This is a genomic window from Mucilaginibacter phyllosphaerae (assembly GCF_004378255.1).
Classification (GTDB): Bacteria; Bacteroidota; Bacteroidia; order Sphingobacteriales; family Sphingobacteriaceae; genus Mucilaginibacter; species Mucilaginibacter phyllosphaerae.
The window spans coordinates 89,386-102,230 of record NZ_SNQG01000001.1 but is presented as its reverse complement, the minus strand read 5'-3'; the positions used below and the strand labels follow the sequence as shown (position 1 = coordinate 102,230).

At 43.2% G+C, this 12,845-nt stretch carries 11 protein-coding genes; 5 read left to right on the top strand and 6 right to left on the bottom strand.

The window, feature by feature from the left end; all coding sequences use genetic code 11:
* Positions 1-18: 18 nt before the first annotated feature.
* Positions 19-1,875 carry a Fe-S protein assembly chaperone HscA gene (gene hscA, locus E2R65_RS00460; protein WP_134334510.1) on the bottom strand — a complete coding sequence of 619 codons (1,857 nt, stop codon included), beginning with the start codon at positions 1,873-1,875 and terminating at the stop codon, positions 19-21.
* Positions 1,876-2,063: 188 nt separating this feature from the next.
* Here hscA and E2R65_RS00455 point away from each other — a divergent pair, with 188 nt between their 5' ends.
* The gene (locus E2R65_RS00455) at positions 2,064-4,880 is read left to right on the top strand and encodes a TolB family protein (RefSeq protein WP_134334509.1); all 2,817 of its coding nucleotides are present in this window, start codon (positions 2,064-2,066) and stop codon (positions 4,878-4,880) included.
* Positions 4,881-4,918: 38 nt separating this feature from the next.
* On the opposite strand, the gene E2R65_RS00450 is transcribed toward E2R65_RS00455, so the two are convergent.
* The 3 genes from E2R65_RS00450 to E2R65_RS00440 all read right to left on the bottom strand — a co-directional run bounded on the left by E2R65_RS00450 (position 4,919) and on the right by E2R65_RS00440 (position 7,339).
* The gene (locus E2R65_RS00450) at positions 4,919-5,680 is read right to left on the bottom strand and encodes a copper homeostasis protein CutC (RefSeq protein ID WP_134334508.1); all 762 of its coding nucleotides are present in this window, start codon (positions 5,678-5,680) and stop codon (positions 4,919-4,921) included.
* A gap of 48 nt (positions 5,681-5,728) precedes the next feature.
* Entirely contained in the window at positions 5,729-6,751 is a 1,023-nt protein-coding gene (locus E2R65_RS00445) for a N(4)-(beta-N-acetylglucosaminyl)-L-asparaginase (protein WP_134334507.1), read from the bottom strand.
* A 147-nt stretch (positions 6,752-6,898) separates the two neighbouring features.
* Positions 6,899-7,339 (bottom strand): putative signal transducing protein, encoded by a 441-nt coding sequence (locus E2R65_RS00440; protein WP_134334506.1) that lies wholly within the window; start codon positions 7,337-7,339, stop codon positions 6,899-6,901.
* 51 nt (positions 7,340-7,390) lie between these two features.
* Here E2R65_RS00440 and E2R65_RS00435 point away from each other — a divergent pair, with 51 nt between their 5' ends.
* A complete protein-coding gene (locus E2R65_RS00435) occupies positions 7,391-8,350 on the top strand; it encodes a helix-turn-helix transcriptional regulator (RefSeq protein WP_134334505.1) in 960 nt (319 codons plus the stop codon).
* A gap of 116 nt (positions 8,351-8,466) precedes the next feature.
* The gene (locus tag E2R65_RS00430; RefSeq protein WP_134334504.1) at positions 8,467-8,892 is read left to right on the top strand and encodes an SRPBCC family protein; all 426 of its coding nucleotides are present in this window, start codon (positions 8,467-8,469) and stop codon (positions 8,890-8,892) included.
* 19 nt (positions 8,893-8,911) lie between these two features.
* On the opposite strand, the gene E2R65_RS00425 is transcribed toward E2R65_RS00430, so the two are convergent.
* A complete protein-coding gene (locus tag E2R65_RS00425) occupies positions 8,912-10,246 on the bottom strand; it encodes a dihydroorotase (RefSeq protein WP_134334503.1) in 1,335 nt (444 codons plus the stop codon).
* Positions 10,247-10,350: 104 nt separating this feature from the next.
* Positions 10,351-10,989 carry an outer membrane beta-barrel protein gene (locus tag E2R65_RS00420; protein WP_134334502.1) on the bottom strand — a complete coding sequence of 213 codons (639 nt, stop codon included), beginning with the start codon at positions 10,987-10,989 and terminating at the stop codon, positions 10,351-10,353.
* Positions 10,990-11,177: 188 nt separating this feature from the next.
* Between E2R65_RS00420 and E2R65_RS00415 the strand changes: the two genes are divergently transcribed.
* The gene (locus E2R65_RS00415; protein WP_134334501.1) at positions 11,178-12,542 is read left to right on the top strand and encodes a DEAD/DEAH box helicase; all 1,365 of its coding nucleotides are present in this window, start codon (positions 11,178-11,180) and stop codon (positions 12,540-12,542) included.
* Positions 12,502-12,813: a hypothetical protein gene (locus tag E2R65_RS00410; RefSeq protein WP_134334500.1), complete on the top strand. Its 312-nt coding sequence runs from the start codon at positions 12,502-12,504 to the stop codon at positions 12,811-12,813. The genes E2R65_RS00415 and E2R65_RS00410 overlap by 41 nt, the downstream gene beginning before the upstream one ends.
* Positions 12,814-12,845: the final 32 nt, after the last annotated feature.

Below are 12,845 nucleotides of genomic sequence, written 5' to 3'. Positions count from 1 at the left end.
TTTAATCCTGATTGATAGTTACTCTATACTTTTTCCCTTCATCGCCGTGCTGATAGCCACATCCATCACACGTTCGGCAAAGGGGCGTGTAAAGTCGTTTAAAGTGTCAATTTTGGCGTGTAAAAGGTCTTTGTCGCCTGTGCTTAATGCAGCTTTAAGTGCTTCTAAATGTATATGTGTTTCGGTTATTTCTTTGGTGTTTAGCAATTGGCCGTTCTTCTCCAGAAAGCGTTCAACGGTGTAGATCATTTGCTCTGCCTCAGTTTTAGCTTCTATCAGCATACGGGCGCTTACATCATCTTTTGCGTGGGTAATGCTATCCATCAGCATTTGTTCAACCAAGTCATCTGTAATGCCGTAGGCCGGTTTTACTTCAACCTCCTGTTTAACACCGCTGCGCAGTTCAATAGCCTGTATTTTCAGGATGCCGTCAGCATTTAGTATGAAGTTGATATCTACCTTTGGGAAGCCCGCAGGCATAGCCGGGATGCCTTTTAATTCAAATTCGGCCAATTTGCGATTCTCGCTGATCAGGTCGCGTTCGCCCTGATAAACAGCAATTTTCATATTTACTTGTCCGTCTTTAGAGGTGGTGTATTGGCGGCCCGCTTTTGTAGGGATCTTGGAGTTACGCGGGATAATAGTATCCATTAAACCGCCCATCGTTTCTATACCTAATGATAAAGGGGTAACATCCAGTAATAAAATATCGCTGCGATTACCAGCCAGTACATCGGCCTGTATGGCGGCGCCCAAAGCAACCACTTCATCCGGATTGATACCATCATGCACCGGGCGGCCAAAAAATTCAGCCACCATCTTTTTAACCAATGCCGTGCGGGTACTGCCGCCAACCATTACTACCTCATCAATATCTGCAGTGGTTAGTTTGGCGTCTTTCAGTGCATTTTGGCAGGCCGTAATAGTTTGTTGTACTTTTGGTAATATCAGTTCTTCAAAGGCGGTGCGTTCTAAAGTGCACCAAATATCGCCTATCTTTTCGTTAAAAATACTTTGGTGGGCAAATGCCTTTTTGGCTTCTTCGGCTTTTAAGCGTAGCTGTTGCGTCAGTTCGCGGTTATTGGCCAGTTCATCTTTATCTATATTGTTCTTCTCTATCCAGTAATCAGCAATGGCGCGGTCAAAATCATCACCACCTAAAAAGGTATCGCCGTTGGTAGATAACACTTCAAATATTCCGTTCTGGATCTGCAGGATAGACACATCAAACGTACCACCGCCCAGGTCGTAAACCGCAATCGTTTTGGTTTCTTCGGGATTTAAGCCGATACCATAAGCCAGGCTCGCAGCTGTCGGCTCATTCACAATGCGCAAAACATCCAGGCCCGCCAGTTTACCGGCATCACGTGTGGCCTGGCGCTGCGAATCGTTAAAATATGCGGGTACGGTTATTACCGCACGGGTAACCGGTGTTTTAAGGGCATGTTCGGCACGGTCTTTCAGTTCCTTTAATATCAGGCCCGATAGCTCGATAGGGTTATAAAACTTATCACCAACCTTAATTTTTACCAGGTTTTCGGAGTCGTCATCAATAATTTTGTACGAAAAAAAGTTCTGATAATTTTTGACATCGGCATAAGAACGGCCCAGTAAACGTTTAACCGAAAACACGGTGTTCTGCGGGTCGGTAATTAAATAATCTTTGGCCTCGTTACCTACGGTGATATCGCCGGTAGCGCCAAAATGCACTACCGATGGGACTAATACACCTTTGCCGGCGTCGTTTATAACCCGGGGTTCTTTATCAGGATTAATAAATGCAACCAATGAATTGGTTGTACCCAAATCGATCCCTACAATAATATCTTCTTTTTGTATAGAACCCGTTGCCAGGTTGATAGAAACTTTAGCCATAGTAATAAATCACAAAGCGCAAATGTAGTTAGTTTTAAGGGATGGAGTGTCATTTGGATTTCGGATTTACAATTGTCTGAACCGGAATTACTGGAATTGAAGGATTTTTAGAATAATAGGTTCAAATTCTGTTAATTCATCTTATTCGTTTAATAGGAGTTCATACAATTTTATTTACATTCATCCCAATGAAACGCCTGCTGTTGCCATTGCTACTTTTTACAACCACATTTACTTACGCACAGCAGTTTGGCGGTAACCCGCCATCCATAAAATGGCAGCAGGTAAATACTCCGCAGGCGCGTGTTATATTTTCGCAGGGGATGGATTCGGTGGCTTTGCGGGTGGCACAAACCATAGCGCAAATGAACCGCGCCATACAACCTACAATTGGTTACAAACAGCGTAAGGTTAGTATTGTGCTGCAAAACCAAACTACTATATCTAATGCTTATGTGGGTTTGGCGCCTTTCCGCAGCGAATTTTATTTAACGGCAGGGCAAAACAGCTTTGAGGTAGGCAGCCTGCCCTGGCCAGAACAGCTGGCCATTCACGAGTTTAGGCATGTGCAGCAATACAATAATTTTAATGTAGGACTATCTCGAGGGTTAAGTATCCTGTTTGGCGAAGGAGGGCAGGCCCTGGGCAACGCGCTATCGGTACCCGACTGGTTTTTTGAAGGTGACGCCGTTTATAACGAAACCCTGGTAAGTAAACAGGGCAGGGGAAGGCTTCCATATTTTTTTAACGGCTTTAGGGCGTTATGGGCAGCAGGTAAAAATTACAGCTGGATGAAATTGCGTAACGGCTCATATCTGGATTATACGCCCAATCATTACCCTCTGGGGTATATGATGGTAGCTTATGGCCGCCAGAAATATGGTAACGATTTTTGGAAAGATGTTACACATGATGCCGCTGCTTTCCATACAGGCTTTTATCCTTTGCAGGGCGCTATTAAAAATCATACGGGCGAAAATTTCATCGAATTTAGAAACGCCGCCTTAAATCATTTTAAAGCCGATTTTAGTTTTGATATCAGTGATGACCCCCCTAATATTACTAAACAACATTTTATAGCCGACAGGGAGTTTCCTGCGTATGTAAATGATAGCACGCTTATATATTTAAGATCAGCCTATAACCATGTACCGCAATTTATTATTAAAACAGGTAATCAGGAAAAAGCGATAGCTGTACAAGGCATTAATAATGATAATTACTTTAGTTATCAAAATGGCAAAATTATCTATGCCGGCTATCGCCCGGATCTGCGCTGGGGCTTTCGTAATTATAACGAACTGACCGTGCTGGATATTAATACCGGTAAAGAACGGCGTATCACCCGTAAAACAAGATATTTTTCGCCTGCTTTTAGTGCCGATGGCAAAATTATAGTAACCGTGCAGGTTGCCACAACCGGTAAAAGCGAGTTGCATTTGCTGAATGAAAATGGCAAACTGTTAAGCGCTTTGCCAAATAATGCCGGTCTGTTTTATACTTACCCTAAGTTTTATGGTGATGATAAACTAATTTCTGCCGTCCGGAATTTCAAGGGCGAGATGTCGCTGGCATTGATCGATATCAAATCGGGGTCTAATAAATACCTGCTGCCGTTTAGTTTCGAGCCGATAGCCTTTCCGCAAGTGCAGGGAGATACCGTTTACTTTACAAAAACATCAGGACTTGAGGATAAATTGTTTGCCTTGGTTATCAGCTCAAATAAATTATACCGGGTTAATGCTGCAACCCCAAATGCTTCTATCGGCTATTACCAGCCTGCTACAGGTGTTAAAAAACTGGCATGGGCCGGCTTTACCGCTTTTGGTTACCAGGTAAATGAGGCTAACCTTACAGATATAAAATTTATACCAGTAGCTGATGAGCAGGCATTTAAACCGTTACCCGATGTGGGTATCAGCGTTTTAAATAAAGATACCGCCAGTAATATTCTGGCAGCTGTAAAACCCGATAGCTTGCCGGTAACAAAATATAGTAAGTTGCACGGGCTGTTTAATTTTCACAGTATCTTCCCGTTGCTGGATGATCCTAATTATGCCTTGCAACTTGTTGGGAACAATGTTTTAAATACCTTCCAGTCCCAGCTTACCTTCAATTATAACCGGGATGAAGGCTACAAACAAATAGGTTATGAAGCGGCTTATGGCGGTTTATATCCATACTTGCTTGCAGGCGCTGATTATACTTTAGACAGGCGGGGGATAGCTAATGGCGGCTATGTGTATTACAATGAAACGGCCATACATGCAGGCTTACAGGTGCCCCTGAATTTTTCTGCAGGCAAGCATTTAACAGGATTAACGGTAGCCAGTAATTTGTATTACAGCGGCAATGCCATTCAGGATCCGTTTCGTAGTACTTATAAAGACAGCCACTATACGTATCTCAGCAGCAGCATCAGGTTTACCAATCAAACACAGCAGGCCAGGCAACACATCAACCCGCATTTTGCACAAAGCATCAGCATCAACTATAAAAACGCAGTTTCGGGGCAGGATGCTACGCAGATATTGGGTGTAAGCACTTTGTATTTTCCGGGTTTATCCGCTAATCACAGCCTGGTATTAAGCGGTGCGTACCAGCATCGGGGGCAAAATAATGCCATTGGCTATTCTAACGATTTTCCGTTTTCTTATGGTTACAGCGCTATCAGCCTTGATGATATGAACAGATTTGCGGTAAGCTATCATTTCCCGATCGCTTACCCGGATGCCGGAATGGCTAACTTATTATACATTCTTCGCCTGCGCGGCAACTTGTTTTATGATCAAACTAATGGCAATGCCGAAAGATTTTACAGCGATGGAAGTGCTTTTAAAGGTAAATTCAGGTCTGCAGGTGCTGCCGTGTTTTTTGATACCAAATGGTTTAACCAGGCATCGGTGTCGTTTGGCCTGCGGTATAGTTATTTGTTAGATAATGATCTATTCGGCGGTAATGGCCATAACAGGATAGAGTTGGTGCTGCCGGTAAGTGTATTTTAATAAGTGAGTTATTCAATAACACAAGTAGTTTCCACTAATCAAGAATTTGCCGCGTTTATAATAGCCTTCACTCTATCTGAGCTGGTTACATCCAGGTTGTATTCGTCTGCAATGCTGTTAGACATCAATATATGGTCGTTTTTATATTGCATGCCGCCTGTAATATTGATCCGGGCGGATGAATGGACTTCTTTAGCACCAGTAAAGTGTACCAGATCGGCAACATTGCTTTCTGTGATACCGCTGCCCGGCATAATACTAGTGCGGCCTGCAGCTTTTTCTATCAGGTGATTAATTACTGTTGCGCCTTCCATTGCCGTTGTTTTGCCCCCTGATGTAAGGATGCGTTCGCAACCCATGCTAATGATCTCTTCAAGGGCAACGTATTGGTCGGCACACATATCAAATGCACGGTGAAAAGTAACGCCTAATCCCCATTGGCGTGCCATACGTACCAGTTCGGTACAGCGTTCCACATCTATATTGCCATCAGCTTTAAGCATGCCGATCACTACACCATCGCAACCCGCTTCAATGCAGGTACGGATATCGGCCTTCATTACTTCAAATTCCAGGTCGGTATATAAAAAATCGCCGCGGCGGGGGCGTATGAGTACATAAAGTTTAATATGCAGGTGTTTACGCGCCAATATGATCTGGCCGTATGAGGGGGTGGTGCCACCCTCTGCCAGGTTTTCGCAAAGTTCAATCCTTACGGCGCCGCCATCCTGTGCAGCAACAGCCGATGTAACTGAATTAGAACAAACTTCAAGGGTAACAGGTTGTGGTCTACTATTCATATAGCAAAGCAAGGCGTATGGTTATCAAACCTTTTATTACGGGTAATATTATTTTTTTTCTTTGTAAAAGCTTTTTCCTGGTATCAGCAAGTCCTGCCTTTTATCATCGCATACGGCAAAACTAAAACCTTCTTGAATAGCATAAGCGCCATATTCGCCCTTTTTATTAATGGCTAAAAAACCAACCTGTATCTGTTTAGCTGTTTCTGGTTTCTTTTTAATAATGCGGTTAACAGCTTCCTTACAGGCATCCTCGGGCGAGTAGCCCTGGCGCATCAGCTCAACTACTAAAAAGCTGCCTACATTGCGTATCACTTCTTCGCCAACACCTGTTGATGTAGCGCCGCCAACTTCATTATCTACGTATAAACCGGCACCAATAATGGGGCTGTCGCCCACACGGCCGTGAAGTTTAAAGGCCATACCGCTGGTAGTGCAGCCCCCGCTAATATTGCCTTTAGCATCAATGGCCAGCATGCCGATGGTATCATGGTTATATTTGCTGCCGGGGCGGTGCTGTTGGTTCTCAATATTCAATACCGGCGAATATTTGGCTGTTTTAAGCCATTTTTTCCAGGCGGCGTATGATTCGGGCGTTAATAATTTTTCTCTTTTTAGGCCTTGTTCAACGGCAAATTGTGTAGCACCATCACCAACCAGCATTACGTGCGGAGTTTTTTCCATTACCAGCCTCGCTACCGAAATAGGGTGTGCAATATCCTCCATTGCAGCTACCGAGCCGCAGTTGCCAAACTCATCCATAATACAGGCATCCAGCGTTACACGGCCATCCCTGTCCGGGTAGCCGGCACGGCCAACGGTATGGTTTTTCATGTCTGCTTCTGGTATGCGCGCACCGGCCTCAATGGCATCTAATGCACGGCCGCCTTTCGAAAGGATCTTCCAGGCTTCCTGGTTAGCAGCCACACCAAAATCCCAGGTAGATATGATAATGGGCAAACCAGCGGTAGCAACTGGCACAACTGTGGCTTTTGCAGCAGCATATTTTGATAATGTTGCTAAAGAAGCGGTTACAGCCGTTAGCTTAAGGAATTTGCGACGATCATACATGAGGATAAATATAATAATAGGGCAATAATAAGCATAAATGTATCAGCTTTAATACAAAAAGTATCATGCCTTAACTTTGGTTCGGAAACTGGGCTGTAGAGGAAATGACAGGAAGATAGGCCTTTTTAAAAGCAAACACCATATGCATCATTCAAAATCCCTTTGGCAATTAAAGCAATGCCAGGCTTTGCGGGTGTAAAATGGTAAAACTGATAGCAGTGCAGATATTAAGGTGATCAGCCAATGCGCTTTCCTTTCGGTTGCAGCACCATAGCGCACATTTGTGGATGCACAATAAGGGCAAATAACAGGGGCGTGCGTTTCTTCGTCAATCTCAAAATGGTCTTGTTCGTGCAGGTTGCCTTGTTGTGCCAGTAGTTCGCGGCTGCGTTGCAGGTCGCGTTCAAATATTTTTAGTTTTATCCCTCCAACTGCGTTATTAAATACGGGGTTGGCAGATATAATGTTATCATCGGCAATAAAGCAGGGAATATCATTATCCTCCAGCTTGGTGCGCATAATATGTGCCAGCATCGGGTCGTAATATTGCTCAAGCGTTATGATCTTGTCCTGCGTTGGTTCTTCCATAATTATATAACAGATATACTAAGGTACTTTGTTTTTTGTTAATTTGGTGCAATGAACCGCATAGACCGTATATCTGCCATACTGATACAGCTGCAAACCCGCCGTATAGTAAAGGCTGGCGATATTGCAGCAAAATTTAATGTAAGCCTGCGTACCATTTACCGCGATGTGCGTTCGTTAGAAGAAGCCGGAGTGCCAATCATAGGCGAAGCAGGTGTGGGGTACTCCCTGGTTGAGGGGTATCGGTTGCCTCCTGTAATGTTTACCCGGGAAGAAGCTACGGCATTTTTAACTGCCGAAAAGTTTATGGAAAAAATGACCGATGCATCTACCTCGGCGCAATACCGGTCGGCCATGGATAAGGTGCGGGCGATACTAAAAACTACCGAAAAAGATCTGTTAGAAAGTATAGACGGCAGTATAGAGGTACTTAAAAGCCAAACACAGCGCAGGGTAAATAATAACAATCATATCCAAACTATCTTAAATGGCATAGCACATAAAAAAATACTTTGCATTGATTACATGGCTGGTTATACCCAAACCAAAACTAACCGCCATATAGAGGCCGTAGGCATATTTTACCTGGATAGCTACTGGCACCTGATAGCCTATTGCCGTATGCGTAAAGATTACCGCGATTTCAGGCTCGACAGGATTCTGCAGATACAGGAAACAGATCTTGTTTTTGAAGGTAACCATCCTGCACTTAAAGATTATCTTGCGCAAACCGCATCAGAGCATCAGCTGGAAACTATCGTTATAAAAGTGGAAAGCAAAATCATCAATTTTATTAACGAACAGCGATATTATCATGGCTTTGTATCTGAAAAACAAACGGGCAATTTTACAGAAATGACCTTTCTTACCGTATCTATTGAGGGTTTTGTGCGCTGGCTGATGATGTTTGGCGACCATGCCGAGATTATGGCTCCGCAGAAGGTAAAGGACAAGGTATCAGAAATTGCAGAAGCTATTTTAAAACGTAATATGGCGACGGTGCCAATGTAACTGTTCAAAACCTGCTGTGATCATCCCGGATTAAAATCGAACAGCAAAAAATCTTTTCCTGCTGACATACCGTTGTCAAAACGCATTCTTTTTTTGTGGTTATATTAAATATAACTATGAATACATTAACACTAACAACACAGGTAGAATTTAATGCACCTGAAGCTGAAGTTTGGAAAGGCTTAACCAACCCTGAAATGGTTAAGCAATATTTCTTCGGCACCATTTTAAAATCCAACTGGCAGGAAGGCAGCCCAATTACCTTTAGCGGAGAATGGGATGGTAAAAGCTACCAAGACAAAGGTATTATTAAAGAAATTGTGCCCGGCAAATATGTAAAATACAGCTATTGGAGCAGTATGGCCGGCACCGAAGACAAGCCTGAAAATTATGCAGATATCAGTTACGAATTAGATGAAGCTTGCAATGTTACCACATTAACCATTACCCAGAATAATGTAAAAAACGAAGCATCCAAACAGCATTCCGAACAAAACTGGCATATGATTTTTGATGGCTTAAAAAAGCTGATAGAAAAATAAGCCTAACACTTAAACTAAATTAGCGGGTAAAGGTCATCCTTTGTCCGCTTTTTTCATTAATGAAATCCCCGTTTTCGTAAACCAGATTGCCCGATACAATGGTACTGATTACTTTGGCTTTAAAAGTGCTTCCCTCAAACGGCGACCAGCCGCATTTATACAAGATATTGCCCTTGTTTACCTGCCATGGGTTGTTCAGGTTTACCAGCACCATATCTGCCCAGTAACCTTCGCGGATAAAGCCACGTTTTTCTATCTGGAAGATGGTGGCCACGTTATGCGCCATTTTTTCGGCGATCTGTTCCAGCGTTATTTTCCCCTGATGGTAAAGTTGCAGCATGGCGGGCAGAGCGTGCTGCACCAGCGGGCCGCCGCTTGGCGCCTGCAGATAGGATTGCGCCTTTTCTTCGCTGGTATGCGGGGCATGGTCTGTAGCTATCACATCTATCCGGCCATCTAAAACAGCCTTTAATATTTCATCGCGGTCGGCCTCTGTTTTAACGGCGGGGTTCCATTTAATCAGGTTGCCTTTTCCTTCGTAATCAGCATCGGTAAACCATAAGTGGTGTATGCAGGCTTCGGCGGTTATGCGCTTGTTAGCCAGCGGTATATCATTGCTGAACAGATGCGTTTCTTTAGCGGTAGATATATGCAGGATGTGCAGGCGGGTGTTATTTTTTTTAGCCAGCTCAACCGCCATAGATGATGACAGATAACAGGCCTCGGCACTGCGGATAACCGGATGCATCTTTACCGGGATATTGTCGCCAAGTAATTGTTTATAATGCTCCAGGTTACTTTTAATAGTGGCCTCATCTTCGCAATGGGTAGCTATCAGCATGGGCGACCGGGCAAAAAGCTGTTCCAGCGTAGTTGGGTTATCTACCAGCATATTCCCTGTTGATGAACCCATAAAAACTTTTACACCGCAAACATTTTTGGCATCGGTACACAAAACCTCGTCCAGGTTATCGTTTGATGCACCCATAAAAAAGGAGTAGTTGGCCGGGGAGTTTTGGGCAGCTATATTATATTTATCCTGTAAAAGCTGCTGGGTTAAAGCGTTGGGTACGGTATTGGGCATCTCCATAAAAGATGTGATACCACCAGCCACAGCCGCGCGGGATTCTGTTGCGATATTGCCCTTATGCGTTAAACCCGGCTCGCGAAAATGCACCTGGTCGTCTATGCAACCCGGTAAAAGGTGCAGCCCTTCGGCATTAATTTCTTTATCGGCTTTGGTGTTTATGTGCCCGTCAATCTTTTCAATAAAACCATCTTTTATTAAGATATCTGCTGCCATCTGGCGGCCTTCGTTAACTATGGTTGCGTTTTTTATAATGATTGATGCCATAAGGGCAAAGATAGTTTTTAGCGTCAAGATAAGAAGAGTCAAGAATCAGAAATGAAGACTGTGGGGTTTAGCCTTTTATTAATTCCTGATTCTTGACTCCAATTCTATTTACTCCCGAAGTAATAGTTTACACCAAAATTAAAGTTGTTGTTAAGGCTGGCGTTAAAATAGCTGCCTTTTGTTAAATAGCTGTATTGATAGCTCAGGTTACCAAAGCCCATATTTAAACCAACTTTGGGCGAAGGAAAGAATACAACATTTGGCCCCGCGAAGGCAGATAAATGCCCGTTGTTTAAATTATCGGCATTGTGAGTTGTGCTTAAGCCCATTTGCGGGTAAATCCCAAACTTATCGTTTATCATGTAGTAATAACGCAGGTTAACAGCCAGGCCAATAATATCTGTATGGTATTTGTTGGTATAAGTGTAACTGCTTACGGCTGATGATGTTGAAGCGAAATTGGTAGTTTCGGTGCCTGATACTCTGGAATAACCTGGCTGGATGCCGATAGCCCATTTATCATTCAGGAAAAAGCCAAATTCGGGGCTGATGTTAAAGCTTACAATTTTGTAGTTGGAATATTGAGAGATGCCGGTATCAAAAATATAGTTTTGTGTGGTGCCATCTTCATCATAGCTAAAATTAAAACTGCCGCCCAGGTATTTATGGCCTTTGCCAATTTGTGCAGATGATGCGCCAACGAATAAAATTAAAGTGATTGCGGTAAGTAAGATTTTTTTCATGTTTTAAAATATGGGGCTAATATGATTTTTGACACTTATACGCACAATGATGTATAGATGATACAGCAAAATGTATCGACCAATGATATAATTGAAGAATGCGTTCGAAAATGAAAACGGCTGCTGTTATCTTTAGTAGTTTTATACTTGGGGCAGCCCACTAAAAACAAAACCCTATCTTTGCGGCTATGGCTGTAACCTTTGAAGATTTTAAATTTAACCGGCAAATATTAAATGCCATTGCCGACGCCGGTTATACCGAAGCTACGCCCATACAGCAAAAAGCTATCCCGCCCATCATGAACGGGCAGGATGTAATGGGTATAGCGCAAACGGGCACGGGTAAAACTGCTGCTTATGTGCTGCCTGTATTAATGAAGCTTAAATATGCCCAGGGTGATAACCCGCGGGCTTTGATCATATCGCCAACGCGCGAACTGGCCATGCAAATAGAAGAGAACATTAAAGCCTTTGCAGTAAATACCGATTTACGTGTAGTGGTGCTTTACGGCGGCATCGGCCCTAAAACACAAATAGAGAATATTAATAAAGGGGTAGATATTATTGTGGCAACACCGGGCCGTTTTCTGGATGTTTATATAGCCGGACACATCGTAACCAAAACTATTAATACATTAGTATTGGATGAGGCTGATAAAATGATGGATATGGGCTTTATGCCGCAGATAAACCGCATTTTAGAGGTAGTGCCGGTAAAACGCCAGAACCTGCTGTTTTCGGCCACCATGTCTGATAAGATACAGGAGCTGTCGCATAATTTCCTGGAGTTCCCAACGGTAATAGAAGTTACCCCGCAGGCCACCACTGCCGAAACGGTGGACCAGCAATTGTACCATGTACCCAACGTAAAAACCAAGATAAACCTGCTTAAAACCCTGCTTGATAAAGAGGGCGATATTAAAAAGCTGATGATATTTTGCAAAACCCGCGTGGCTGCAGAGGATGTGTACAAGTTTTTGCTGCGTAAGTTTGGCGAAAAGGAAGTAAAGGTACTGCACGCCAACAAAGGGCAAAACACGCGGATAAATTCTATCAACTCATTTAAAAACGATGAGGTAAAGATACTGGTAGCTACAGATGTGGCATCGCGCGGTATTGATGTAAGTGATGTAAGCCACGTAATAAACTTTGATGTGCCCGTGGTGATTGAAGATTATGTGCATCGTATTGGCCGTACGGGCAGGGCATATAACTCGGGTGTGGCCATTACCTTTGCTGTGCCGTCAGAAGAGTATTATATCAACAAGATCCAGAAGCTGATCAGGCAAACTATCCCGGTACATTCCATTCCTGACGGTGTTTTTATTGAAGAAACACCGTACGAGGAAAGGCAGGATCAGGCCCGGGAGATAGATTTGCAAAAGCGTAAGGAAGACCCCGATTTTAAAGGTGCCTTCCACGAAAAGAAAACGCTTAACCAGCATAAAAAATTTGATGCCGAAAAGGCAAAACGACAACCCAACAGTGCTAATAAGAAACCAGCTAAACAATATGGCGGAGCAAAACGATCTGGCAAAAAAAAACGATTCTAATACCAAAAAATTCAGGATAACGCCGCTGAATTTTGCTACGGCTTTTTTCTTTATACTGGCAGGCTATATATTTATAAACGGTGCTAAAATAACAGGCGCTCCTTATGAACACTGGAGCGGTACCATCGGCTGGATATTTATCCTTTTTGCGGTTGTAGTGTCATGGCTGGATATAATTTTTCGTAATTTCTTCCCCGAAACTAAAAAACTATGGATTGTAGAGTTAAGCTTTATAACTTTGGTGCTGATCATATTTTTTCTTGTTAAATAATTATTACGGATGTGCCGGTTTAGATGTGCAAA